This window comes from Mesorhizobium sp. BH1-1-4, assembly GCF_020165665.1.
Classification (GTDB): Bacteria; Pseudomonadota; Alphaproteobacteria; order Rhizobiales; family Rhizobiaceae; genus Mesorhizobium.
On sequence record NZ_JAIUIN010000002.1, the window covers coordinates 364,637 to 388,000 of the forward strand.

Annotated in this window: 25 protein-coding genes; 22 read left to right on the forward strand and 3 right to left on the reverse strand. The window is 63.5% G+C overall.

What is annotated here, in order from left to right:
* Window positions 1-103: 103 nt before the first annotated feature.
* Window positions 104-925: a DUF2066 domain-containing protein gene (locus LB569_RS05275; RefSeq protein ID WP_224691376.1), complete on the reverse strand. Its 822-nt coding sequence runs from the start codon at window positions 923-925 to the stop codon at window positions 104-106.
* A gap of 160 nt (window positions 926-1,085) precedes the next feature.
* On the opposite strand from LB569_RS05275, the gene LB569_RS05280 reads away from it, so the two are divergent.
* From LB569_RS05280 to LB569_RS05355, 16 genes are all read left to right on the forward strand, one after another.
* The gene (locus LB569_RS05280) at window positions 1,086-2,129 is read left to right on the forward strand and encodes an enoyl-CoA hydratase/isomerase family protein (protein WP_224691377.1); all 1,044 of its coding nucleotides are present in this window, start codon (window positions 1,086-1,088) and stop codon (window positions 2,127-2,129) included.
* A complete protein-coding gene (locus LB569_RS05285) occupies window positions 2,126-2,548 on the forward strand; it encodes a DUF6163 family protein (RefSeq protein WP_140706925.1) in 423 nt (140 codons plus the stop codon). Before LB569_RS05280 ends, LB569_RS05285 begins: the two co-directional genes overlap by 4 nt.
* Window positions 2,549-2,785: 237 nt before the next feature.
* Window positions 2,786-3,301, forward strand: a complete 516-nt coding sequence (ldtR, locus tag LB569_RS05290) for a transcriptional regulator LdtR (RefSeq protein WP_013896002.1) — start codon at window positions 2,786-2,788, stop codon at window positions 3,299-3,301.
* Window positions 3,302-3,651: 350 nt separating this feature from the next.
* Window positions 3,652-4,905 (forward strand): murein L,D-transpeptidase, encoded by a 1,254-nt coding sequence (locus LB569_RS05295; protein ID WP_140706923.1) that lies wholly within the window; start codon window positions 3,652-3,654, stop codon window positions 4,903-4,905.
* A gap of 138 nt (window positions 4,906-5,043) precedes the next feature.
* Entirely contained in the window at window positions 5,044-6,684 is a 1,641-nt protein-coding gene (locus LB569_RS05300) for a Na+/H+ antiporter (RefSeq protein ID WP_224691378.1), read from the forward strand.
* Window positions 6,685-6,861: 177 nt separating this feature from the next.
* Entirely contained in the window at window positions 6,862-8,175 is a 1,314-nt protein-coding gene (gene glyA, locus LB569_RS05305; protein ID WP_224691379.1) for a serine hydroxymethyltransferase, read from the forward strand.
* A 98-nt stretch (window positions 8,176-8,273) separates the two neighbouring features.
* Window positions 8,274-8,852 (forward strand): hypothetical protein, encoded by a 579-nt coding sequence (locus tag LB569_RS05310; protein WP_140707304.1) that lies wholly within the window; start codon window positions 8,274-8,276, stop codon window positions 8,850-8,852.
* Window positions 8,853-9,012: 160 nt separating this feature from the next.
* Window positions 9,013-9,492 carry a transcriptional regulator NrdR gene (nrdR, locus tag LB569_RS05315; RefSeq protein ID WP_127281280.1) on the forward strand — a complete coding sequence of 160 codons (480 nt, stop codon included), beginning with the start codon at window positions 9,013-9,015 and terminating at the stop codon, window positions 9,490-9,492.
* A gap of 2 nt (window positions 9,493-9,494) precedes the next feature.
* A complete protein-coding gene (gene ribD, locus LB569_RS05320) occupies window positions 9,495-10,631 on the forward strand; it encodes a bifunctional diaminohydroxyphosphoribosylaminopyrimidine deaminase/5-amino-6-(5-phosphoribosylamino)uracil reductase RibD (RefSeq protein WP_224691380.1) in 1,137 nt (378 codons plus the stop codon).
* A 6-nt stretch (window positions 10,632-10,637) separates the two neighbouring features.
* Window positions 10,638-11,255, forward strand: coding sequence for a riboflavin synthase (locus LB569_RS05325; protein ID WP_224691381.1), 618 nt, complete (start codon window positions 10,638-10,640; stop codon window positions 11,253-11,255).
* 52 nt (window positions 11,256-11,307) lie between these two features.
* Window positions 11,308-11,607 (forward strand): DUF1778 domain-containing protein, encoded by a 300-nt coding sequence (locus tag LB569_RS05330; RefSeq protein WP_224691382.1) that lies wholly within the window; start codon window positions 11,308-11,310, stop codon window positions 11,605-11,607.
* Window positions 11,608-11,609: 2 nt separating this feature from the next.
* Complete coding sequence (locus LB569_RS05335) at window positions 11,610-12,122, forward strand: GNAT family N-acetyltransferase (RefSeq protein ID WP_140706911.1); 513 nt, start codon at window positions 11,610-11,612, stop codon at window positions 12,120-12,122.
* Between the two features lie 13 nt (window positions 12,123-12,135).
* Window positions 12,136-12,294, forward strand: a complete 159-nt coding sequence (locus LB569_RS05340; RefSeq protein ID WP_224691523.1) for a hypothetical protein — start codon at window positions 12,136-12,138, stop codon at window positions 12,292-12,294.
* An 80-nt stretch (window positions 12,295-12,374) separates the two neighbouring features.
* Entirely contained in the window at window positions 12,375-12,869 is a 495-nt protein-coding gene (gene ribH / locus LB569_RS05345) for a 6,7-dimethyl-8-ribityllumazine synthase (RefSeq protein ID WP_224534253.1), read from the forward strand.
* Window positions 12,866-13,366 carry a transcription antitermination factor NusB gene (nusB, locus tag LB569_RS05350; protein WP_224691383.1) on the forward strand — a complete coding sequence of 167 codons (501 nt, stop codon included), beginning with the start codon at window positions 12,866-12,868 and terminating at the stop codon, window positions 13,364-13,366. The genes ribH and nusB overlap by 4 nt, the downstream gene beginning before the upstream one ends.
* Window positions 13,363-14,574 (forward strand): MFS transporter, encoded by a 1,212-nt coding sequence (locus LB569_RS05355; RefSeq protein ID WP_224691384.1) that lies wholly within the window; start codon window positions 13,363-13,365, stop codon window positions 14,572-14,574. Before nusB ends, LB569_RS05355 begins: the two co-directional genes overlap by 4 nt.
* Before the next feature lie 14 nt (window positions 14,575-14,588).
* Here the strand turns inward: LB569_RS05355 and LB569_RS05360 are convergent, their stop codons facing one another.
* Complete coding sequence (locus LB569_RS05360) at window positions 14,589-15,161, reverse strand: NADPH-dependent FMN reductase (protein ID WP_224691511.1); 573 nt, start codon at window positions 15,159-15,161, stop codon at window positions 14,589-14,591.
* 219 nt (window positions 15,162-15,380) lie between these two features.
* Here LB569_RS05360 and LB569_RS05365 point away from each other — a divergent pair, with 219 nt between their 5' ends.
* The 5 genes from LB569_RS05365 (at window position 15,381) to LB569_RS05385 (ending at window position 21,727) form a co-directional block, all read left to right on the forward strand.
* Window positions 15,381-16,292, forward strand: coding sequence for an ABC transporter substrate-binding protein (locus LB569_RS05365; protein WP_140617053.1), 912 nt, complete (start codon window positions 15,381-15,383; stop codon window positions 16,290-16,292).
* Window positions 16,293-16,499: 207 nt separating this feature from the next.
* Window positions 16,500-17,663 carry an ABC transporter permease gene (locus tag LB569_RS05370; RefSeq protein WP_224534254.1) on the forward strand — a complete coding sequence of 388 codons (1,164 nt, stop codon included), beginning with the start codon at window positions 16,500-16,502 and terminating at the stop codon, window positions 17,661-17,663.
* The gene (locus LB569_RS05375) at window positions 17,660-18,598 is read left to right on the forward strand and encodes an ABC transporter ATP-binding protein (protein ID WP_224534257.1); all 939 of its coding nucleotides are present in this window, start codon (window positions 17,660-17,662) and stop codon (window positions 18,596-18,598) included. The genes LB569_RS05370 and LB569_RS05375 overlap by 4 nt, the downstream gene beginning before the upstream one ends.
* Entirely contained in the window at window positions 18,595-19,344 is a 750-nt protein-coding gene (locus LB569_RS05380) for an ABC transporter permease (protein WP_140706896.1), read from the forward strand. Before LB569_RS05375 ends, LB569_RS05380 begins: the two co-directional genes overlap by 4 nt.
* A 241-nt stretch (window positions 19,345-19,585) precedes the next feature.
* Window positions 19,586-21,727: a sodium-translocating pyrophosphatase gene (locus LB569_RS05385; RefSeq protein ID WP_224691385.1), complete on the forward strand. Its 2,142-nt coding sequence runs from the start codon at window positions 19,586-19,588 to the stop codon at window positions 21,725-21,727.
* A gap of 462 nt (window positions 21,728-22,189) precedes the next feature.
* On the opposite strand, the gene LB569_RS05390 is transcribed toward LB569_RS05385, so the two are convergent.
* Entirely contained in the window at window positions 22,190-22,705 is a 516-nt protein-coding gene (locus LB569_RS05390) for an outer membrane protein assembly factor BamE (protein ID WP_140706892.1), read from the reverse strand.
* A gap of 114 nt (window positions 22,706-22,819) precedes the next feature.
* Here LB569_RS05390 and LB569_RS05395 point away from each other — a divergent pair, with 114 nt between their 5' ends.
* Complete coding sequence (locus LB569_RS05395; RefSeq protein WP_224691386.1) at window positions 22,820-23,362, forward strand: ubiquinol-cytochrome C chaperone family protein; 543 nt, start codon at window positions 22,820-22,822, stop codon at window positions 23,360-23,362.
* Window positions 23,363-23,364: the final 2 nt, after the last annotated feature.

Here is a 23,364-nt window from a genome sequence, read left to right on the forward strand (position 1 = left end):
AAACTCCGGATCGGTGGCTTTTACCACGCGGACGCGTCGCGGACCAATGCGACACGATTGTGCCAGCGTTCGAAGCTGCCCGATCCCAACCGCAAAATCTCGGTCAGGGTTGGCCATTACCCGAAAGAATCCGTGCCGCGCCTGCGATGGCCACACGGAATGCCTCGTCGAAGCTGACACCGCGGACCTGCCAGCGATAGGTGGTTCCACGGTCGGCCAAACGCCAATCGGCGATCCAGCCAAGCTCTTTGTCGCTCCATATGATGCTGCCGGCAATCGCTCGGTCTCCGCCAGCCTGGCTGGCCAGCTGATCGAGTTTTGCCATGTCGGCGGCGCGCAGCGCTTCTTCGTTCAAGCCGGCAAGCTGCGCGATCCCGGGAAACACGAGACGCATCAGCGTTGGACCGGCGGCATTGTCGAAGGATTCGCGCATCGTTTCGCCACGGTTCTCCTCGGCGCTCAATACGAAATGCCGGGTTCCTTGTTCGGCGGTGAGAAAGACGGTGAGCGTCGGCCGCTCGCCAAGCCACGGCTTGCTGCCGAGCGACGCCAGCACCTTGTCGATCACATCAGGCTTGTAGAAACAGGTGAGATCATGCGGCCGGTCATGCGTGCCTTGCTCGTCATGGATCGGAATGCCCTCCAGCCGATCGTGATAGCGGAACGAGTCGACGAAGCTGCCGGCCTTGTCGCGAAGCGCGTCCATATCGCGTCTGGCAAGCAGCCGCTGATCGCCCGAAACACGAACGAGAACCTTGTCGAGGCAAATCCTGAAGCCGAGCTGGCGGTTTTCTTCACCCTGGCCGGTGACGATGGTCTGCGACTGGTAAAGGTCGCCAAGGTCGGTCGCCCCTGCGGGGACACTGGTTGCCCACAACGCAGACAGGCAACACAGAACAAGGACAACGCGCAAAAACTGCGGCATGGGCTCACTATCCGGCTCTTGCCTGTCGTAATGGCCGCCAACGTAGCATCGGCTGCCGCTTGCCGCCAAGACCGCGGCCGACAGGCTGCTGCCATTGACGCACCCTTGCGCCGCCTTTAGCACTTCAGTCCCGCAGGCGCGGGGGAGGGATTCTCTGGCGATGGATTTTGGCGGCGGCGATGAGATCCGCTTCGAGCGGCTGGGCCGGGCCGGCGTCGTCACGCTGACGCGGCCGAAGGCGCTCAATGCCATCACGCACAACATGGTCAAGGCGCTCGGCAAGGCGCTCGATGCCTGGGAGCAGGATGCGAGCATCAACGTCGTCGTCGTCAAGGCCGAGGGCAGGGCGTTTTCCGCTGGCGGCGATATCCTGCAGGTCTACGAGGCCGGCCGTGCCGGCAAGCCGCCGGTCGATTTCTTCGCCGATGAATACAGGCTCAACGCCCGCATCGCCCGCTTCAGGAAACCCTATGTCGCGCTCATCGACGGCATCGTCATGGGCGGCGGCGTCGGCATCTCCTTCCATGGCTCGCACCGCATAATGACCGAGAATGCGCAGTTCGCCATGCCGGAAGTCGGCATCGGCTTCTTTCCCGATGTCGGCGCCAGCCACCTGCTTCCGGATCTCGGCGGCAGCTTCGGCATGTATCTCGGGCTGACGGGAGCGCGTATCCGTTATGGCGATGCGCTGTGGTCCGGCCTTGCCACGCACACGATCAAGGCCGCCGACCAGGCAGGACTGCTCGACGAATTGGCAAGCAGCAATGACCCGAACGCCGAGTTGCGCGATTTCTTCGTCCCGGCCAAACGCGAGACGGAACGGCAGGACCTCGATTCGATCGCCCGCCACTTTTCGCAAGGCACGCTTGCCGCCGTCATTGCCAGTCTTGAAGGCGCCGCCGGCGGCGATGCCTTTGCCGAGAAGACGCTGGCCATGATGAGAAGCCGCTCGCCGACCAGCCTTCACGTTGCCTGGCGCGAGATCGGCGCCGGGCTGACCTTGTCGATGGACGACTGCATGAGGATGGAGTTCCGCATCCTCAACCGCATGCTGGCCGGCCACGATTTCTACGAAGGCATCCGCGCCGCCATCATCGACAAGGGCTCGAAGCCGCAATGGCGGCCGGCAAGTCTCGATGCCATCAGCGAGGCGGATATCGATTCTTATTTCGCCCCGCTCGGCGATCGGGAGCTTGGGCTGTGAGCGAGGTGACGTCGAGACGTGTCGTTCTGCAACCCTCGACGGTCGAGGTGATCTTCGCCTGGTTCCAGCGCGTCATCGCGGGCTACTGCCTGCTGTTCGGCATCCTGTACTGGATCAAGCTGATCGGCTTCTATCCGGGCTCGCTGTGGCGCTTCGACCTCATGCCGGTGCATTGGCAGGTGGCGGCGGTGATGCTCGCCGTGTTCTTTCCCTTCGCCGCGGCCGGGTTGTGGATGCTGGCATCCTGGGGGCCGGTGATCTGGTTCATCTGCGCGGTCACCGAGACGGTCATGTATGCCGGTTTTCCCGAGCTTTTCGGCCATCGTCTGCTGATCATCGTCTCGCATGCCTGCGTGGCGCTGCTTTACATCGTCTTTCGCGTCGTCATCTACCTGCAGAAACGACCGGTACGGCACTAAGCCCTTGCGGACGTTGACCCTCGGCGATCGCCGCTGCCCGGTCCCGCGATCATTGCCTAAATCTTTAGGTTAATCATCCTTGCTCGGGTGACCGTTCGTTAAGCGTCTTGCGAAACCTCTTACCGGTAAGCTCTTGTTAGCCCTAGCGTTTAAGTCGAATTTTATGAGTATTCGATAGTGTCGCGATCAAGGTGAAAAACAAAAAATCACCAGGGCGACAAACGAGAGGCAAAGACAATGATCAATTCGCGTCCGGCGGCAAAGACCGCCAACGTTTCCGACGATCGCCGCGAGGCTATCCGTTCCCTGTACATGGAATCGCTGCAGCTGGTCGAGCGCCTGCACCGCCGTCTGCTCGACGTCATCAAGGACGAATTCGACCGCAATGGCCGTTCCGACATCAACGCCATCCAGGCGCTGCTGCTCTTCAACATCGGCAATTCGGAGCTGACCGCCGGCGAGTTGCGCTCGCGTGGCTACTATCTCGGCTCGAATGTCTCCTACAATCTGAAGAAGCTGGTCGATCTCGGCTTCATCAACCACCAGCGCTCGCGCATCGACCGCCGTTCGGTGCGCGTCTCGCTGACGCCGAAGGGCAACGAGGTGGCTGATGTTGTCGCCGGTCTCTATGAGCGCCATGTCGGCTCGATCGAACAGGTCGGTGGCATCAACACCGACGAGTTCAAGCAGATGAACCGCGCTTTGCAGCGCCTTGACCGCTTCTGGAACGATACCATCGCCTACCGGATGTAAGTCACGGCCGAAATCAGAGCCGCGCCGCAGAAGCGTGGCCAAACACGACCTCCAGTCAGGGCCGGTGCGGAAAAGCATCGGTCTTTTCTTTTCGTGTCTCCGGCCAAAGCAAATTACGGGCCAAGGCCACGTTGCCGCCATATTCCAATGGAACCGAGAGTGGTAGTGATGCTGTGGTGAAGACCATGCGTCCGCCCGCAACCCGTCTCGCTTTCGTGCGTTCTCTCGCCAATGTGACACGGACCATGGTTGGCTAATTGTTAAGATTGCCAATTTTAGAGTGCGGGCGAGATCGTACGATGATCGACGCAGCAAGTGATCGAACCGCTACAAGAATGTCTGGAACGTCCATGAGAACCAGCCGCCGCTTTTTCCTTTCCGGGGCTTCCGCGCTCGCCGCCGCCGTGGTGGCCGGACGCGCGAATGCGCAGGATGTGATCGGGGATATCCTGAAATCCTCCGCCCGCGGCAATTGGGATGACCAGTTCGACGCCCGTGCCAGCGAAGGCGGCAAGGTGGCCTCGACGCTGCCGATCTTCAGCCCGCAGACGGTTGCCTTCACCGAACAGGCGGTGGCGCAGTACCAGAACATCGTCTCGCAGGGTGGCTGGACGGATGTTCCCGCGACCAAGAAGCTTCAGCTCGGCGTCGACGACCCGGACGTGGTGCCGTTGCGCAAGCGCCTGATGGTTGCGGGCGACCTGTCGCAGAGCGCCGGCATTTCGACGGCCTTCGATTCCTATGTCGACTCGGCGGTCAAGCGTTTCCAGTTGCGCCATGGCCTGCCGGCCGACGGCTCGATGGGCAAATACACCTACGCGGCGATGAACGTGTCGGCGCAGATCAGGCTTGGCCAGTTGCAGACCAATCTGCAGCGGCTGAAGGAGAAGGCCGGCACGCTGGGCAGTCGCTATGTGCTGGTCGACATTCCGGCCGCGCAGGTCGAAGCGGTCGAGAATGACCGTGTCGTGCTTCGCCACACCGCGATCGTCGGCAAGATCGACCGCCAGACGCCGATCGTCAATTCCAAGATCAACGAGATCATCGTCAACCCGTACTGGAACGCACCGGTCTCGATCGTGCGCAAGGACATCATTCCGCTCATGCGGAAGGATCCCGATTATCTCAAGAACAGCCATATCCGCCTGTTCGCGCCCGATGGCAGCGAAGTCGATCCGATGAATGTCGACTGGTCGACCGACGATGCCGCCAAGTACCGTTTCCGTCAGGATCCCGGTTCGGAAAACGCCATGGCATCGGTCAAGATCAATTTCCCGAGCCCGGACGGCGTCTACATGCACGACACGCCGCAGCAGAGCCTGTTCGGCAAGATGATGCGCTTCGATTCCTCGGGCTGCGTGCGCGTCCAGAACGTGCGCGATCTCGTCACCTGGATCCTGCGCGACACGCCCGGCTGGGATCGCCAGCATTTCGAGGCCGCCATCAAGACCGGCCAGAACACGCCGATCCAGGTCACCAACCCGGTGCCAGTGCATTTCCTCTATCTGTCGGCCTGGTCGACCGGACCGGGCGTGGTCCAGTTCCGCGACGACGTCTACGCGCTCGACGGCGCCAGCGAGCTGCAGATCACGTCTTCGCTCTAACGCTCTGATATTTTTGAAAAAAAGCCGCTCTCAGGGCGGCTTTTTTGTTGCGGGCCTGCCGCCATTTCCAGCCGTCCGACCCGGCTGGACGTAGCTCCGGCGATTGCGCATGGTCGGTCAAACAGCCGGAATCGCGCCATGGACGTCGCCATCTTCATTCTCGTCGTGCTTGTCTTCGTGGCGTTGTCGGGCGCGCTCGTCCGGCTGGTTCGGGTGCCGCTGCCGGTGCTGCAGATCGCCATTGGCGCGGCCCTTGCCTGGCCCGCTAAGGGCCTGCATGTCGAGATCGATCCGGAACTTTTCCTGCTGGTATTCATCCCGCCGCTTCTGTTCGGTGACGCCTTCGCGGCGCCCAAACGTGAGCTCATCGGTTTGCGCGGGCCGATCCTCGATCTCGCCATCGGGCTCGTCTTCTTCACCATTGTCGGCTTCGGCTATGCCTTGCACTGGCTGGTGCCGAGCATTCCGCTGGTCGTCGCTTTCGCGCTGGCCGCCGTGCTGTCGCCGACCGACGCCGTGGCGGTGTCCTCGATCGTCGACAGGAATGTGGTTCCGTCCCGGCTGATGCACATATTGGAGGGCGAGTCGCTGCTCAACGACGCGTCGGGCCTGGTCATGTTCCGCTTCGCGGTGGCGGCGGCATTGACCGGCAGCTTCTCGCTCGCCGGAGCCTCGCTCGGTTTCCTCTACGCCGTCGCCGCCGGTATCCTGGCCGGTGTCGTGGCCTTGTTCATTGCCGCCAAGGCGTTGCAGCTGCTCAACCGCATCGGCGGCGTGCCGGCCGAGGCGCAGGTCCTGGTCATGATCCTGCTGCCTTTCGTTGCCTATCTCGGCGCCGAGCATGTCGGTGCCTCCGGCATCCTGGCGGCGGTCACCGCCGGCCTGCTGACCGGGGCTTCCGGCATGTACCGCTACCTCGGCGTGTCGGCGCGTATGCAGACCCTGTCATTGTGGGCGACACTCACTTTCGTCTTCAACGGCGCCCTGTTCATTCTGCTCGGCCTCCAGCTTCCCGACATCATCCGCAAGGTCCCGCCGGAACTGTCCAGCCGGCATTGGCTGATCGAGCCGGTGGCGACGGTGCTGATCCTGACGCTCTGCCTGATCGGACTGCGCTTCTTCTGGATCTGGATCGGCGACATCGCCCAGGCGATCGCGGCGCGCCTGGGCAAGCGCGAGGTCGAGCCTTTCGGATTTCGCGTACGGCTCGCCGGCTCCGTGGCCGGCGTGCGCGGCGCCATCACATTGGCGGGCATCCTGTCCTTGCCGCCGGCTTTGCAGGACGGCTCACCCTTTCCGGCACGCGACGTGGTGATCTTCCTCGCCGCCGGCGTCATCATCTGCTCGCTCGTCATCGCCAGCTTTGCCTTGCCCAGGATCGTGCGAGGCCTCGTTCAGCCGGGCGAGGATCCGGCCGCCGCGGAGGAGCGTCGCGCGCGCGTCGGCGCCGCCAATGCGGCGATTGCCAGGATCGAAAGCATCGCCAACGAGGCAGGCGAGGGCGAGGCGGTCGAGGCCCGGCTGGCCGTCGCCGACAGCATCGTGGCCGGCTACCGGCGGCGCATCGCGGCCTCCGACGAAGCCGACGAGGCCCGTGCCGAGGCCCGCGAAGCCGGCAGGCTGGAGCTGGAGCTCAGGGCGGCGGGCATCGAAGCCGAGCGCTCCGCATTGCGCGCGATGTTCCGCAGCCAGGAGATCAACGATCACACGATGCGTGCGCTGTTTTCCGAAATCACCTTGACCGAGGCCTTGCTGAAGCAGCGCCGGGACAGGAAATAGCGATCCGCCGCGATCCGTTGGCGCAAACCGGCCAGCAAATTTCGCGCCGTAAACGTGGCGAGGCCAAAACAACTGTGTTAATGGCGCGCCAGTGCATGTCGCCCCAAAAGTGAGCAGCGCTTTTTGGGGCAGCGATATGTGTGCATAGTGATCCCAAAACCGGAGGATTTTCAGGCCATGGCAACTGCAGCGGCGGCGTCGAACAAATTCGAATCCTTCTTCGAAACAACGCTGGAAGATGCCGATCCGGAGATTTTCGGCGCCATCCGCAACGAGCTCGGTCGCCAGCGGCACGAGATCGAACTGATCGCCTCGGAAAACATCGTCTCGCGCGCCGTGCTCGAGGCGCAGGGCTCGATCATGACCAACAAATATGCCGAGGGTTATCCTGGCAAGCGCTATTATGGCGGCTGCCAGTTCGTCGACGTGGCCGAGGAACTGGCCATCGAGCGTGCCAAGAAGTTGTTCGGCTGCAACTTCGCCAACGTCCAGCCGAATTCGGGCAGCCAGATGAACCAGGCGGTGTTCCTGGCGCTGCTGCAGCCCGGCGACACCTTCATGGGCCTCGACCTCAATTCCGGCGGCCATCTCACTCACGGCTCGCCCGTCAACATGAGCGGCAAGTGGTTCAAGGTCGTCTCCTACGGCGTACGCAAGGAAGACCACCTGCTCGACATGGACGCCATCGAAAAGGCCGCGCACGAGACCAAGCCGAAGCTGATCCTGGCCGGCGGCACCGCCTATTCGCGCATTTGGGACTGGAAGCGTTTTCGCGAGATCGCCGACGCGGTCGGCGCCTACCTGATGGTCGACATGGCCCACATTGCCGGCCTCGTCGCCGGCGGCGTGCATCCCTCGCCGCTGCCGCATGCCCATGTGGTGACGACCACCACGCACAAGTCGCTGCGCGGCCCGCGCGGCGGCATGATCCTGTGCAATGACGAGGATATCGCCAAGAAGATGAATTCGGCGGTGTTCCCCGGTCTGCAGGGCGGCCCGCTGATGCATGTCATCGCGGCCAAGGCAGTGGCCTTGGGCGAAGCGTTGAAGCCGAGCTTCAAGATCTATGCCGAAAGCGTCGCCGCCAATGCCAAGGCGCTTGCCTCCAGCCTCAAGGAGACGGGCCTCGACATCGTCTCGGGCGGCACCGACAACCATCTGATGCTGGTCGACCTCAGGCCCAAGAACGCCACCGGCAAGCGCGCTGAAGCGGCCCTTGGCCGCGCCAACATCACCTGCAACAAGAACGGCATCCCCTTCGACCCGGAAAAGCCCTTCGTCACGTCGGGCGTACGGCTGGGCACGCCCGCTGGCACCACGCGCGGCTTTGGCCAGGCCGAATTCCGTGAGATCGGCAAGCTGATCGCCGAAGTGCTGGATGGTCTCAAGGTCGCCAATTCCGACGAAGGCAATGCCGCTGTCGAGGCCGCGGTCAAGGCCAAGGTCGTTGCATTGACCGACCGCTTCCCGCTCTATCCCTATCTCGGTTGACCATCCTCATCTCGGTTGACCAGGCGCGAAGCGTCATCTTTTATCCACGGCAGTGCGTCACCCCTGATCGGGCGACGCATGGAACTGGAGACTTGATGATGCGCGGTTTTTGTCTTGCTTCACTTGGCGCTATCGGTTGGCTTGCCGTTTGCGGGTGCGCCTTGGCGCAGACCGAGCCCGCTCCGGACATGCCTGCCACCAGCACTTTCGGCCGATGGACAACCATGGTCGATACGCTCGACACCGGCCAGGACGCGCACAAGACCTGCGCGGCTTCCACGGCGTTCTTCGATGCGGGCGGCAATTCGGGCACGCTGACATTGTCGATTTCGACCGGCGATGCGCTGCCGCCCGATGCTTATCCGGCGATCCTGATCACCATCGACAACAAGAGCCTGGTAACCGGCAAAAAGATCGCCGCGACCTTTGGTGATCCCGGCGTCAAGGTTTCGACGACGGTCTATTCCAACGACGCCGTCAACGGCCGTCCGAGCTGGACGATCGACAACCAGGCCAAGACAAGTCTCGCGCTGCTGCGGGCCATGCGCCAGGTTACCTCGCTCGATGTGGCTTTCGGCAAGCAGGCCGTCGCCAGCATACCGATGGACGGTTTCACGAAGGCCTATCGCAACCTCGGCGCATCTTGCGGCTTCCCGACCAAGGACGTTGCGCCTTAACGGCCTGGCCGGAGCAACTGCTTGCCGCGCTGGCAATCTTGCTCGCGCCTCGCTATCTCTGAGGCGCGGCAGGCCCCGGACAATACGGAACTGCTTCAAACCGCACCGGAAAGGCTCTAAGCCTTTTCGCCTCACCAGATTCGCGAACCCAAGGCTTTCCATGCGCTGTCCCTATTGCCAGTCCGAAGATACGCAGGTGAAGGATTCGCGCCCCGCCGAGGACGGCGCGGCCATCCGCCGGCGGCGTGTCTGCCCCGATTGCGGTGGCCGTTTCACGACCTTCGAGCGGGTGCAGTTGCGCGACCTCGTCGTGGTCAAGAAATCGGGACGAAAAGTGCCGTTCGACCGCGACAAGCTGTTGCGCTCGGTCGAGATCGCCGTGCGCAAGCGCAATGTCGATCCCGAGCGCATCGACCGTGCCGTGACCGGCATCGTGCGTCAGCTGGAAAGCTCCGGCGAAACGGAAGTGGCCTCGGGGGAGGTCGGCCGGCTGGTCATGGATGCGTTGAAATCGCTCGACGATGTCGCCTATGTGCGGTTCGCCTCGGTCTATCGCAATTTCCGTGAGGCCAAGGATTTCCACGAGCTGCTCGGCGAGTTGAAGGGCGATGAAGACAAGAGTGAAGAGGACGCCGGCTGAGCATGGCAGCACCGCAACGCAGCGAGGCCGAACAAGCGGCCCTTGATCGCCGTTTCATGGCCGCGGCCCTGCGGCTGTCGCGCAGGAATGCCGGCCGAACCTCGACCAACCCTTCCGTCGGCACGGTCATCGTGCGTGACGACGGCTCGGGGCCGATGATCGTCGGTACGGGCGTGACCGCGATTGGTGGCCGTCCGCATGCCGAGACCGAGGCGCTTGCCGAGGCCGGGCAACGCGCGCGGGGCGCCACCGCTTACGTCACGCTGGAACCCTGCGCGCATCACGGCCGCACGCCGCCTTGCGCCAATGCGCTGGTCAACGCCGGCATCGCCCGTGTCGTGGGTGCGGCCAGCGATCCCGATCCGCGGGTCTCCGGCCGGGGCTATGCCATCCTGCGCGACGCCGGTGTCGAGGTGGTTGAAAAGGTCATGGCCGCCGAAGCCGCCGAGCAGATGGCGGGCTATTTAATTCGCTCTCTGAAAAAACGCCCGGAAGTGATTCTGAAGCTTGCGCTTTCCAGTGACGGCAAGATCGGCCGGGAAGGCGCCGGCCAGGTCGCGATAACAGGCGACATGGCGCGCCGCGAAGTCTACCTGATGCGGGCCGAGGCCGACGCCATTCTGGTCGGTATCGGCACGGCTCTTGAAGATGACCCGGCGCTGACGGTGCGTTTGCCCGGGCTGGAGAACCGTTCGCCTGCCCGCATCGTGCTCGACCGCCAGATCAGGCTGCCGGAGGGCTCGAAGCTGGTGTCGGGCGTCGATCGCGTACCGCTTTATGTCGCGGCTTGCCTGGAGGCCGATCCGCAGCGCCGGGCGGCACTTGAACGCGCCGGCGTGCGCTTCATCGGCACGGAGACGCACGAGGGCGGCGTGGCATTGCCGGAACTGCTCGAGGATCTGGCGGCGCTCGGCATGGCAAGTGTGCTGGTCGAGGGCGGCGCCAAGGTGGCGAGCGCCTTCCTGGCCGACGGCCTGGTCGACCGCATCGTGCTGTTCCAGGGACCGGAAGCGATCGGCGGTGACGGCATTGCATCGCCTGTCGACGCCGACCATATCCCGGCAGGGTTTCGCAAGCTGCGCGAGATGCGGTTTGGCGAAGACGGCTACGCCGAATGGATCAGGGATTTTCAGGGATAGCGATCGATGTTTACCGGGATTGTCACCGATATTGGCACCGTGGCCGCTATCAAGCCGCTGCGGGAAGGGGTGGGACTGCGCATCGACACCGCTTATGACCCGCGGACCATCGCCATTGGCGCCTCGATTTCCTGCGGCGGCGTCTGCCTGACGGTCACTGCTTTGCCCGACAGCGGCTCGAACGCGCGCTGGTTCGAGGTCGAGGCCTGGGAGGAGGCGCTCAGGCTGACGACGGCGGCGGGCTGGAAATCGGGCACCAGGATCAATCTGGAGCGGGCGCTGAAGATCGGCGACGAGCTTGGTGGCCACATCGTTTCGGGCCATGTCGACGGAACCGCCGAGATCGTCGAGCGCAGGGATGAAGGCGATGCCGTGCGCTTCACGCTGGAAGCGCCGCGCGATCTGGCGAAATTCATCGCGCCGAAAGGCTCCGTCGCGCTCGACGGCACCTCGCTCACCGTCAACAGGGTCGCGGGCACCCGCTTCGACGTGCTGTTGATCCATCATTCGCTGACCGTCACCACCTGGGGCGAACGCAAGGCCGGCGACCGCGTCAACCTGGAGATCGACACCATGGCCCGGTACGCGGCGCGGTTGGCTGAGGCGGCGAAAGAGGGGCTGTGAGCCCTTGAAGTTGCCGGCTAATGGCCGTACATTGTCTTCAGGAGTAAAGACAATGACAGCACATGCTCGCCCTAGTCGCAGCCGTATCCGTGGCGAACGTCTGGAGGCACGCATCACCGCCGATCAGAAGAGCCTTATTGAACATGCCGCTGCCCTGCAGGGCCGGACGGTGACCGATTTTGTGCTGAGCAGCGTCCAGGAAGCAGCCCGCCGAGCCATTGAGGAGCATCAGCGCCTCGATCTTTCCGTCCGCGATAGTCGCGCCTTCGTGGATGCTTTGATCAATCCTCAACCCGTGAATGATCGTCTGCGAGAGACAGTACGCCGCTATCGTCAAGCCACCGGTACCTGAAGGTGATCGGTTCGGTCGAGGGTGCTCTTCGGGTCGAGGTGCTTGGTCCGCGGCACGACAGGGCGTCTTTCGAGAGCGGCGCGGAGGCGCTTGATCGATATTTCAGAATGCAGGCCGGACAAGATGCGCGCAAGAACGTCGCGGCACCATTTGTTCTTGTTTTGCCGGACGGAACTGTGGCCGGATATTACACGCTGTCCGCAACCGCCGTGGCTATCGGCGATTGGCCGGCCCAAACCGTTCGCAAGCTTCCCCGCTACCCACTCATTCCGGCCACGTTGCTGGGGCGTCTCGCCGTTGATCGACGGTATCGGGGGCAGGGCTACGGCCGTTACCTACTGGCTGATGCTCTGTCCCGTTGCGTCAGGAGCGAGATTGCTTCGTTCGCCGTTCTGGTTGATGCCAAGGATGAAGATGCGCAGGGCTTCTATCAACGCGAGAGCTTTCTGCCGTTCCCGGACCAGCCGATGAAGCTCTTCAGGCCGATGACCGATATCGCTGAGCTGTTCAAATGAGGAAGCGACCGTGATGGAAAGCAGGAATTCCGACGAGGAAGAGCGGCTCACGCGGGATGCATTGGCCGATGTAGATGCCGGCCATGTGGTGGATCACGAAGCCGTTCTTGCCTGGGCTGAAAGCCTTGGTAAGGACTGCCCGGTCTCGGCGCCTTGCCCAAAGAGGGAATAGGCCCGACTCGCCTCCGGCAATCTTCCGCTTGCGATCAATCCGGCTTCGGCCTAAGTCACCGGCAACCCCCGGAGACTTCTATGGCTGGCACATCCCAACACGGCAAAGCCTTCATTCGCCCGAAGGCGAAAGCGCATTTGCTTATCATCGAGGCGCGCTTTCATGACGACCTTGCCGACGCGCTGCTCGACGGCGCGACAACCGCGCTCGACGAAGCTGGCGCGACTTATGACGTCGTCACCGTTCCCGGGTCGCTCGAAATTCCCGCGGTCATCACCTTCGCGCTCGACGGCATGGCTGAGGGCGGGACGGAGTATGACGGTTTCGTCGCGCTCGGCACCGTCGTGCGCGGCGACACCTATCATTTCGACATCGTCGCCAATGAATCCAGCCGCGCGCTTATGGACCTCTCCGTGCAGGACTCGCTTTGCATCGGCAACGGCATCCTGACCACCGAGAACGATGCGCAGGCATGGACGCGGGCCAAGCGCTCGGAAGGCGACAAGGGCGGCTTTGCCGCGCGTGCGGCGCTGACCATGATCGCGCTGAAGGAGAAACTGGGAGCGCAATCGTGAGCGAACCCGCTTCGCCAGGGCAGCCCGCGGTGCGCCACGCCAACAAGCGCGGCGCCGCTCGTCTGGCCGCCGTGCAGGCGCTCTACCAGATGGATGTCGCCGGCAGCGGCGTGTTCGAGATCACCGCCGAATACGAGGCGTTCCGTCTCGGCAAGGAAGTCGACGGTGCGCTCTATCGCGAAGCGGACGCGCAGTGGTTTCGCGCCATCCTGGCGGGCGTCGTCGACAACCAGAAGACCATTGATCCGATCATCCGCCAGGCACTGACCGACGACTGGCCGCTGTCGCGCCTCGATTCCACGCTGCGTGCCATTCTGCGCGCCGGCGTCTATGAGTTGATGAAGCGCGAGGATGTGCCCGTCGCGGTCATCGTCACCGAATATGTCGATATCGCCAAGGCCTTCTACGGGGAAGACGAGCCGAAGCTGGTCAACGCCGTGCTCGACCGTGTGTCACGCCGGGTGCGTGGCGAGGGCCGGGGCAAGGACGCTTCGTGACGGTCATCGCCGTCGAGGCGGGCAGGGAGGCGCGGCGCACCGCGCTGATCCTCGCCGCCTCGCAGGCGATTATCGGCTCGGCGGCGCCCATCGCCATCTCCATGGGCGCGCTGGCCGGGCAATATCTGCTGGCCGCGGACAAGTCGTTGGCAACCGCGCCGGTCACCGGCTACAACCTTGGCGTGGCGCTGGGCGCCCTGCCGGCGGCGGCCATCATCCGCAAGCTGGGTCAGCGCGGCGGCTTCATGACCGGCACCGTGGTCACCGCTATCGGCGGTTTGGTCGCCACCCTTGCGCTTTTCCATGCAAGTTTCTGGCTGTTCGCGTTCGCACTGCTCGTGCTTGGTGTCGGTGGCGCATTCGTGCAGCAGTTCCGTTTTGCCGCCGCCGACAACGCACCGCCTGAATTCAAGGCGCGCGCCATATCCTTCGTTCTGGCCGGAGGCATCATCACCGCCATTTTGGGGCCGCAGATCGTCATTTTCACCCGCGAGCTGTTCGCGCCGGTGATGTTTGCCGGGTCGTTCGCGTCGATCCTGGTGTTGGCCGCGGCGGGCGCCATCATCTTGTCGTTCCTGCGTTTGCCGGCCAAGGCCATTGGCAAGGTCGACAGTGTCGGCGGCGATACCAGGCCCTTGGCCGAAATCGTCACCAGGCCGCGCTTCGTGGCCGCACTGTTCTGCGCCGTCGGCAGCTATGCCCTGATGAGTTTCGTCATGACCGGCGCGCCGCTTGCCATGGTCGGCTGCGGCCTGTCCGAGGACGATGCGACGCTGGGCATCTCCTGGCACGTCATGGCCATGTTCGGGCCAAGCTTCTTCACCGGCTCGCTGATCCATCGCTTCGGCGCCGAGCGCATTGTCGCCATCGGTCTCCTGCTGCTGATCGGCTGTGCCATCGTTGCCTTGTCGGGCCTGGCGCTGTGGCAATTCTGGACGGCGCTGATCCTGCTCGGCCTTGGATGGAATTTCGCCTTCATCGGCGCCACCGCCATGGTGGCCGCCAGCTACCACCCTTCCGAAAAGGGCAAGGTCCAGGGCTTCCACGATTTCGTGCTGTTCGGCTCCGTCGCCTGCGCATCACTGCTGTCGGGCATCGTCTACAACGCCTGGGGCTGGACGATGCTCAACTGGATGATCTTTCCGGTCGCCGCGCTTTGCTTCGTGGCACTCGGCGCGCTGAAGATGACGAGCTTGCGGCCGGCCTGACGCCTATCCGACAGCTATGCGTCCGGCGGCAGAACCTGAAGCACCCGCGCTATGAACATGTGGAACTCAGACATGTAGTTGCGCAGGAAGTCCTCGGTGGATTCAACCGTCACTTCGCCATTGTCGGTGATCAGCCCCGGCGTGAACTGGATATAGGCTTCGGGCGCATTCATCTGGGGTGAGTTGCAGAAACTCAGCACGCTGCGCAGGCTTTGCTGGGCGACAGCGGTCGCGATGGCGCCGGGCGATGTTCCGATGACCGCCGACGGTTTGCGCGCGAATGAATTCTTGCCATAAGGCCGACTGGCCCAGTCGATTGCATTCTTCAGTCCGCCAGGGATCGAGCGGTTATACTCCGGGGTGACGAACAGCACGGCCTGGACGGAGGCGATCGCCTTTTTGAAAGCCTGGGCGGCCGGTGGGAAATTGGCATCATAGTCGTAACTGTAGAGCGGCAGATCCTTGAACGGGATTTCCGTCATTTCGAGTTCCGGCGGGGCAAGTTGAACCAGCGCCTTCGCCAGCTTGCGGTTGATGGATTCCCGGGCAAGGCTGCCGATGAGATAACCGACTTTGTGTATGGCCATGACACGTTCTCCGTGTTTGCCGCCCGCATCCCCGGCTGCACTATCCGCCGAATGTCGGCGGATCGCCAGCCTGCTGTCGCTGTCGGGCCGAATCCGCGCGTCCGGAACAAAAATATTGCGCTGATCCCCCTTCTTATGAAACCGTGTGCCCCGACTGGCCGTTGAAGCCATGCTCATATGCGGCCACCGCATTCCGGTTCACAGCAAGGGGTTTTCACAATGTTTTCAGTCAAGGTTCTGGCCAGCGCGGCAATGGCGCTCGCCATCACGGCGGCGTCCGCGAGCGCCCAGGTGGTTGTCTCCTCGAAGATCGACACCGAGGGCGGCGTGCTCGGCAACATTATCCAGCTCGTTCTCAACGCCAACAACATCAAGACCACGGATCGCATCCAACTCGGCGGCACGCCGGTGGTGCGCAAGGCGATCACCGCCGGCGAGATCGACATCTATCCCGAATACACCGGCAACGCCGCCTTCTTCTTCGAGAAGGCCGACGATCCCGTGTGGAAGGATGCGGCCAAGGCCTATGAGACGGCCAAGAAGCTCGATTACGACGCCAACAAGATCGTCTGGCTGTCGCCGGCGCCGGCCAACAACACCTGGGCGATCGCCCTGCGCAAGGAAGTGACGGACGAGAACAAACTGGTCACGCTGTCGGACTTCGGCAAATATGTCGCCGGCGGCGGCAAGGTGGTGCTCGCGGCTTCCGCGGAGTTTGTCAATTCGGCGGCGGCCCTGCCGGCCTTCCAGACCACCTATGGCTTCACCTTGAAGCCCGACCAGCTGATCACGCTCTCGGGTGGCGACACCGCCGCGACCATCGCGGCGGCCGCCAACCAGACCAGCGGTGCCAATGCCGCCATGGTCTACGGCACCGATGGCGGCATCGCCCCGTCAGGCCTCGTCGTGCTGACCGACGACAAGGGCGTGCAACCGGTCTATCAGCCGGCGCCGATCATCCGCGAATCCGTGCTGAAGGAGCATCCGGAGATCGAAACGCTGCTGAAGCCGGTCTTCGCCAAGCTCGACCTGGTCACGCTGCAGGAGCTCAACGGCCGCGTCCAGGTCGGCGGCGAGCCGGTCAAGGGCGTCGCCGAGGACTTTTTGAAGAAGAACGGGTTTTTGAAGTAGCTGCGCGTCGAACGTGACGTCGGTGCGAGGCGCCCCCCTCTGTCCTGCCGGACATCTCCCCCTCGAGGGGGGAGATTGGCAGTTTGTGCGCCTCGTTTCTTTTTACAGCGCCGAAGATTGGCGAAGGCCGTCACGACATCCGATCTCTCCCCATGAGGGGGAGATGTCCGGCAGGACAGAGGGGGGCGCCTCGCGCAAACGCGCCTTATGAGCCCTCGATTCGACAAGCTCGGCGTGGTCATCGCCGTGATTGCTGCCTATGCGGCTTTCGCGGCCCCCTTCGCCACTTTCCGCGCCAACCGCATCGTTCCCGGCCAGGCGCGCTCGATTCTTGAAGCTCTGCCGGCGACGACTGGTCCGCTGCTTTTGGCGATCCTCGTTCTGGCCGCCCTTGTCGCCCTGTTCAGGACGCCGCTGATTTTGCGCCTTGCAGCCAGCGTCGTGGCGCTTGTCGCGCTGGCGCTGCTCATCGGCGTCGCCGGCACATTCCTCACTCCGGCCGGCAACACCTTTGCCAGGGTCTCGCCGGCCTCCGGCTTCTGGATTCTCATCTTCGCTTTCACGCTTTTGCTCGCCGACGTGCTGACCCGGCTCAACCTGTCGCCCTCGGCGCGCGTCGGCGTGCTTGTCGTCGCGGCGCTGGCCATCGGCTTGCTGCTGGTTTCAGGGCGCTGGGACAGCCTCTCCATTCTCAAGGAATATTCCAACCGTGCCGACAGCTTCTGGGCCGAAGGCTCCAAGCATGTGACCCTGGCGCTCGGCTCGCTGCTTGCCGCGGTGATCGTCGGCCTGCCGCTCGGCATCCTGTGCCACCGCGTCGAAAGCCTGCGGGCCGGCGTCCTCAACGTCTTGAACATCATCCAGACTATTCCTTCGATCGCGCTGTTCGGCCTGCTGATCGCGCCGCTTGGCTGGGTCGCCATCCATGTGCCTGGGGCCGCCGCGCTCGGTATCAGGGGCATCGGCACGGCACCCGCCTTCGTCGCGCTGTTTCTCTATTCGCTGCTGCCGGTGGTGGCCAACACCGTGGTCGGCCTCGCCGGCGTGCCGCGTGCCGCCAATGACGCGGCGCGCGGCATGGGGATGACAGACCGCCAGCGCCTGTTCGGTGTCGAGTTTCCGCTGGCCTTTCCGGTCATCCTGACCGGCATCCGCATTGTCCTGGTGCAGAACATCGGCCTTGCCACCATCGCCGCGCTGATCGGCGGCGGCGGTTTTGGCGTGTTCGTGTTCCAGGGCGTCGGCCAGACGGCGATGGACCTGGTGCTGCTCGGCGCGGTGCCCACCGTGGCGCTGGCCTTTGCCGCCGCCATCATCCTCGACGCGGTGATCGAAATGACCGCCACCAAGCGCAGGGTAGAAACGGCATGATCGAGATCGAAGGCATCACCAAGCGCTATGACGCGACGACGGTCGTCGACAACGTCTCGATGCTCATCGAACCGCGCACCATCGCCGTCATTGTCGGCACTTCGGGTTCCGGCAAGACGACGCTGTTGCGCATGATCAACCGGCTGGTCGAGCCGACGTCGGGCATTATCAAGCTCGACGGCGCCGACAACAGGTCGGTGCCCGGTTACGAACTGCGCCGCAGCATCGGCTATGCCATCCAGGGCCACGGCCTGTTTCCACATCGCACCGTGGCGCAGAACATCGCCACCGTGCCGGTCCTGCTTGGCTGGGACAAGGCGCGCATCAACGCCCGCGTCGATGAACTGATGACGCTCTACCAGCTAGACCCCCGGGAATTCGGGCCGCGCTATCCGCACGAACTGTCCGGCGGCCAGCAGCAGCGCGTCGGCGTTGCCCGCGCGCTCGCCGCCGAGCCCAACGTGCTTTTGATGGACGAGCCGTTCGGCGCGCTCGACCCGATCATCCGCACCAAGGCGCAGGAAGACCTGCTGGCGATCCAGAAGCGCTTCGGCACCACCATCATCCTCGTCACCCATGACATGGAGGAGGCCGTGCATATGGGCGACAAGATCGCCGTCATGGATGCCGGCAAGCTCGTGCAATATGCAAGGCCCGCCGAGATCCTGGCGAAGCCGGCCAACGCCTTCGTCGAGACGTTGGTCGGCGCCAGCGAAAGGCCATTCAGGCTGCTGTCGCTGGGGCAGGTGCGCGATGCGGTGGAGCAGGGCGGGGCCGAGGGCGAGGCGATATCAGGCGACGCCAGCCAGCGTGACGCGCTTGCGGAGCTTCTCTGGTCCGGCAGGCCGGCGCTGCCGGTGAAGGGCGCCGACGGCAAGCCGATCGGCCGCGTCACGGTGGATGGCCTGGTCAAGCGCGCGGCGAGGCCGGCATGAAGGCCTGGCTGCCTTTGCTGCTCAGGCTTGCGCTGGTGGTGTTGCTCGTTGCCTTCATCACCAGTCCGGGTTTGTTCGAGCCGTTGCTGAAGCCGCTGACCGAAAACAACGCGCCCGCGATCTACAACCAGGGCAGCCTGCTGACACTGACGCTGCTGCATCTGCGCACCGTGCTGATCGCGACTGTCGCCGCCACCATCGTCGCGGTGGCGCTCGCCATCCTCGTCACCCGGCCTGCAGGCGCCGAATTCCTGCCGCTGTCGCGCAGCCTGGTCAATATCGGCCAGACCTTTCCGCCGGTGGCGGTGCTGGCGCTCGCCGTGCCGGCGGTCGGCTTCGGCGAGAAGCCGACACTGATCGCGCTGTTTCTCTATGGCCTGCTGCCGATCTTCGAGAACGCGCTCACGGGGCTGACGACGCTGCCGGCCAATGTCGTCGAGGCGGCGCGCGGCGCCGGCATGACCGGCTGGCAAAGGCTCACCAAGGTCGAACTGCCGCTCAGCGCGCCGATCATCCTTGGCGGCATCAGACTGTCGGTGGTGATCAGTCTGGCCACCGCCACCATCGGCTCGACCGTGGCGGCCAGAACGCTGGGCGAGGTGATCATCGCCGGGCTGCTGTCAAACAATCTGGCCTTCATCCTGCAGGGCGGCCTGATCGTCGCGGCGCTGGCAGTCCTGATCTATGACGGCCTCTCGGCAATCGAGCGCTACGCGGCGCGCCGGATGGGGAGAGAGGCGAACTGACCCGTGCCCAACGGTTGGGATCGATTTCAATCGATCTAAACCGCCGGTGATCGCGGCGCACACTCACCAGTTCGGACCTTTTGGCTGAAAGGCGGGCAAAAACCGAACAATATCTTGACGTTCGCAGCCCTGTTTCGCATACACCGATGCGAAGAGGGGGATTCCATGCGCGGGATTCCGTCTTTGTCTCAACGGCCCAGGGAGGGGTTCTTTTGGGCCAACAATCGAGGAAAATCCGGCAATGACCATTATTTCCGCTGTCATCGCCTGCGGCTTGCTTTCTGTCCTTTACGCCATATGGGCGACACGTTCGGTCCTTGCGGCCGATCAGGGCAACGCACGCATGCAGGAAATTTCCGCCGCCATTCGCGAAGGCGCGCAGGCCTATCTGGCGCGCCAGTACACCACCATCGCCATCGTCGGCGTGGTCGTGCTCCTGCTCGCCTGGTGGCTGCTGTCGATCACCGCCGCCGTCGGCTTCCTGATCGGCGCCGTTCTGTCGGGCGCTGCCGGTTTCATCGGCATGCATGTTTCGGTGCGGGCCAATGTGCGCACCGCGCAAGCGGCCTCCAACAGCCTTGCCGCCGGCCTCGACATAGCCTTCAAATCGGGCGCCATCACCGGCATGCTGGTGGCTGGCCTGGCCCTGCTTGGCGTTTCCATCTACTACCTTATCCTGACCCATTTCCTCGGCCTGCAGCCCAACGACCGCATCGTCATCGACTCGCTGGTCTCGCTCGGCTTCGGCGCCTCGCTGATCTCGATCTTCGCCCGTCTCGGCGGCGGCATCTTCACCAAGGGCGCCGATGTCGGCGGCGATCTGGTGGGCAAGGTCGAAGCCGGTATTCCCGAGGATGATCCGCGCAACCCGGCCACCATCGCCGACAATGTCGGCGACAATGTCGGCGATTGCGCCGGCATGGCCGCCGACCTGTTCGAAACCTATGCCGTGACCGTGGTCGCCACCATGGTGCTGGGCGCCATCTTCTTCGGCGGCACCGCGATCCTCGGTGCCGCGATGCTCTATCCGCTTGCCATTTGCGGCGCCTGCATCCTGACCTCGATCGTCGGCACCTTCTTCGTCAAGCTCGGTTCCAACGGCTCGATCATGGGCGCCCTCTACAAGGGCCTGATCGTGACTGGCCTGCTGTCTATCGTGGGCCTCGGCGTCGCCACCTCCGCCACCCTCGGCTGGGGCGAGGTCGGCACAGTCGCCGGCATGACCATCACCGGCAAGAACCTGTTCATCTGCGGCCTGATCGGCCTGGTGGTGACCGGCCTCATCGTGGTGATCACCGAATACTACACCGGCACCAACAAACGTCCGGTCAACTCGATTGCCCAAGCATCGGTGACCGGCCATGGTACGAACGTCATCCAGGGCCTCGCGGTTTCGTTGGAATCGACGGCGCTGCCGGCCATCGTCATCGTCGGCGGCATCATCGCCACCTACCAGCTCGGCGGCCTCTACGGCACGGCGATCGCCGTCACCACCATGCTCGGCCTCGCCGGCATGATCGTGGCGCTCGATGCCTTCGGTCCGGTCACCGACAATGCCGGCGGCATTGCCGAAATGGCCGGCCTGCCCAAGGAAGTGCGCCACTCCACCGACGCGCTCGACGCTGTCGGCAACACCACCAAGGCGGTGACCAAGGGCTATGCCATCGGTTCGGCCGGCCTCGGCGCGCTGGTGTTGTTCGCGGCCTATTCCAACGACCTGAAGTTCTTTGCCGCCAATGGCGACAAATACCCTTACTTCCAGGGCATGGGCGAAATCTCCTTCGATCTCTCCAACCCTTACGTCGTCGCCGGCCTGATCTTCGGCGGCCTGATCCCCTACCTGTTCGGCGGCATCGCCATGACGGCGGTCGGCCGCGCGGCGGGCGCCATCGTTGAGGAAGTGCGCAAGCAGTTCCGCGAGGATCCGGGCATCATGGCCGGCACCTCGAAGCCGAACTATGCGCGCGCCGTCGATCTTCTGACCAAGGCGGCGATCCGCGAGATGATCATCCCGTCGCTGCTCCCCGTGCTGGCGCCGCTCGTCGTCTATTTCGGCGTGCTGCTGATCTCGGGCTCGAAGGCGTCCGCCTTCGCGGCCCTTGGCGCCTCACTGCTCGGCGTCATCGTCAATGGCCTGTTCGTCGCCATCTCGATGACCTCGGGCGGTGGCGCCTGGGACAATGCCAAGAAATCGTTCGAGGACGGTTTCGTCGACAAGGACGGTGTCAAGCATCTGAAGGGCTCCGAGGCGCACAAGGCATCGGTGACCGGCGATACGGTCGGCGATCCCTACAAGGACACCGCCGGCCCGGCCGTCAACCCGGCGATCAAGATCACCAACATCGTCGCCTTGCTGCTGCTGGCCGTGCTCGCACACGGCTGAGGCAAGACCCAAGGCCTGAAAATCAAGAACCCGCGAGGAGCGATCCTCGCGGGTTCTTGTTGGCTTGGATCAGGCCCCGTGCTTCAGCCGCTGTCCGGCTTGGCTCCATCGCTCTGCGCATGCTTGCGGTAACGGGCCAACATTTCGTGCACCCCCGGCTCGCGCTTGAGTCTGACGCCGTCGATCGACGGGGGGATCGATGGCAAGCCAGTCTGATGTCACGGGCTACTGGTCGGTATCCCCGTGGTCATCCAGCCGTCCGCTACCACACGGTCGTGACGGCTCACGTCCAGGCCCCAAGCTTGACCGGTTGATATTGATTTGCCCTATTCGCTGACAAGCCGACCTCTCATTGATCAAACAAAAACCCGTGAGATCGCTCCCACGGGTTTTCGGTCGCCTGAGACATTTCTGTTCCCCAGGTCGGGGAAGCAGGATTCTAGGTAAGCAGGTATCCAGAGATCAGGGGGTGCCGCCGCCGGGGATGCCGGGCGCCAGCTTGCTGGCGCCGTTGATGATCTGGCTGAGGAAGTTCTGGTCCTTGCCGCCCGTCGGCGTGGTGCGCGAAATGAAGTCGAAGATCTTGCCGTCCTTCAAGCCGTAATTGGCGATCTGGGTGACACGGCTGTCCGGGCCAAAATAGACCGCCAGCACCTTCTGGTCGATCAGCCTCGGCTTGTCGAAGGCGACGTAGCGCTTGCGCGTCTGCGAGATATAGTAAAACGCCTCATTGTCGAAAGTCGCGGTGGTCGACGGCGTGCCGAGCGCCAGGAGCACCTGTTCGCGGCTGGAGCCAACCGGCACCGAATCGATCGCCTGCTGGTCGAGGACATAACCTTGCGTGAAGGTCTCGCTCGGGCTGAGGTCGCCGATCATCTTGTTGGTGTGGCATCCCGACAGCGCGGCTATGACAGCCAGCAACGAGATCGCGCCGGCAGGTCTGGAAGTGAAACTCGACTTGAAATTCAGCGCGCGCAACAACAATTCTCCATTCGATCGCCGCAACTTGCGCTGGGCCGCAAAACCGGTAAACCAGCTTGCTTGCCGATGCAACAAGGCCAATTCAACAAACGGTCCCCGGAGACCATCCCCATGTTCCAGCGCCTTTTTGGCCGCGAACGCCACGCCAACCGCGCCATCACCGAGGCGCTTTACGCACAAATCGTGGCGGCGGCGCGGCAGACTGTTTTTTATTCCCACTGGAATGTGCCGGACACGCCGCTCGGCCGTTTCGAGATGCTTTCGCTGCACATGTTCCTGGTCCAGCACCGCCTGCGCGGTGAGGAAGGCGCGGCGCAGGAAGTTGCGCAGGTGCTGATCGACGAGTTCTTCCTCGATGTCGATCATTCGCTGCGGGAACTGGGTATTGGCGACGTCGGCGTGCCAAAACGCATGAAGAAACTGGCGAAGATGTTTTATGGCCGCACCGCCGCCTATGATGATGCGCTGGAAAGAAGCGATCATGACGGTCTGACCGCGGCTCTTGCCCGCAATGTGCGACCCGACGCCGGCGCCTGGCCGGAAGCGTCGCGCTTGGCCTTCTATGTCGCCGATGTTTGCCGGCAATTGAGTGCCCAGCCGATCGAATCGATTGTCGCCGGCACTGTGGCGTTTCCAGTGGCCAACGGAGGCTGATC

Coding starts and splice junctions, on each gene's coding strand:
- LB569_RS05275 (WP_224691376.1), bottom strand. CDS start 925: ATGCCGCAGTTTTTGCGCGTTGTCCTTGTTCTGTGTTGCCTGTCTGCG.
- LB569_RS05280 (WP_224691377.1), top strand. CDS start 1,086: ATGGATTTTGGCGGCGGCGATGAGATCCGCTTCGAGCGGCTGGGCCGG.
- ldtR (WP_013896002.1), top strand. CDS start 2,786: ATGATCAATTCGCGTCCGGCGGCAAAGACCGCCAACGTTTCCGACGAT.
- LB569_RS05295 (WP_140706923.1), top strand. CDS start 3,652: ATGAGAACCAGCCGCCGCTTTTTCCTTTCCGGGGCTTCCGCGCTCGCC.
- LB569_RS05300 (WP_224691378.1), top strand. CDS start 5,044: ATGGACGTCGCCATCTTCATTCTCGTCGTGCTTGTCTTCGTGGCGTTG.
- glyA (WP_224691379.1), top strand. CDS start 6,862: ATGGCAACTGCAGCGGCGGCGTCGAACAAATTCGAATCCTTCTTCGAA.
- LB569_RS05310 (WP_140707304.1), top strand. CDS start 8,274: ATGCGCGGTTTTTGTCTTGCTTCACTTGGCGCTATCGGTTGGCTTGCC.
- nrdR (WP_127281280.1), top strand. CDS start 9,013: ATGCGCTGTCCCTATTGCCAGTCCGAAGATACGCAGGTGAAGGATTCG.
- ribD (WP_224691380.1), top strand. CDS start 9,495: ATGGCAGCACCGCAACGCAGCGAGGCCGAACAAGCGGCCCTTGATCGC.
- LB569_RS05325 (WP_224691381.1), top strand. CDS start 10,638: ATGTTTACCGGGATTGTCACCGATATTGGCACCGTGGCCGCTATCAAG.
- LB569_RS05330 (WP_224691382.1), top strand. CDS start 11,308: ATGACAGCACATGCTCGCCCTAGTCGCAGCCGTATCCGTGGCGAACGT.
- LB569_RS05340 (WP_224691523.1), top strand. CDS start 12,136: ATGGAAAGCAGGAATTCCGACGAGGAAGAGCGGCTCACGCGGGATGCA.
- ribH (WP_224534253.1), top strand. CDS start 12,375: ATGGCTGGCACATCCCAACACGGCAAAGCCTTCATTCGCCCGAAGGCG.
- LB569_RS05360 (WP_224691511.1), bottom strand. CDS start 15,161: ATGGCCATACACAAAGTCGGTTATCTCATCGGCAGCCTTGCCCGGGAA.
- LB569_RS05365 (WP_140617053.1), top strand. CDS start 15,381: ATGTTTTCAGTCAAGGTTCTGGCCAGCGCGGCAATGGCGCTCGCCATC.
- LB569_RS05370 (WP_224534254.1), top strand. CDS start 16,500: ATGAGCCCTCGATTCGACAAGCTCGGCGTGGTCATCGCCGTGATTGCT.
- LB569_RS05375 (WP_224534257.1), top strand. CDS start 17,660: ATGATCGAGATCGAAGGCATCACCAAGCGCTATGACGCGACGACGGTC.
- LB569_RS05380 (WP_140706896.1), top strand. CDS start 18,595: ATGAAGGCCTGGCTGCCTTTGCTGCTCAGGCTTGCGCTGGTGGTGTTG.
- LB569_RS05385 (WP_224691385.1), top strand. CDS start 19,586: ATGACCATTATTTCCGCTGTCATCGCCTGCGGCTTGCTTTCTGTCCTT.
- LB569_RS05395 (WP_224691386.1), top strand. CDS start 22,820: ATGTTCCAGCGCCTTTTTGGCCGCGAACGCCACGCCAACCGCGCCATC.